Annotated in this window: 1 protein-coding gene; it reads right to left on the bottom strand. The window is 51.9% G+C overall.

The window, feature by feature from the left end:
* Positions 1-264, bottom strand: a 264-nt coding sequence (locus LJE08_RS14135) for a hypothetical protein (RefSeq protein WP_227403595.1), incomplete at both ends; no start/stop codon positions are given.

The following is a 264-nucleotide window of genomic DNA, read 5'->3' as shown; positions in this document are numbered from 1 at the left end:
AAGCCGGTCATTATCAACGACCTGTTCAATAATCTGATCGTCTTCGCCCGCTGCGTTCAGCATAAAGCTGCGGTAAAGCGCTCCTTGAAAATCTAAGAATGCCTGATCCAGCTGCTGCAGATCACCCTGCAGCAGCTCAACGTTGTAGATTCCCAACGGCAGATGCGCGAAGACATCAATCAGATTGCGCTCGCTGCCTTCCTTAACCAGGCCCTCCAAAACGTGAGCTGCTGTCGTCAAGCGTTGAAAATCAACGGTCTGCCG

The organism is Holdemanella sp. DFI.5.55, assembly GCF_020593575.1.
GTDB classification, from domain to species: domain Bacteria; phylum Bacillota_I; class Bacilli_A; order Erysipelotrichales; family Erysipelotrichaceae; genus Holdemanella; species Holdemanella hominis.
This window is presented reverse-complemented; position numbering and strand designations above follow the sequence as displayed.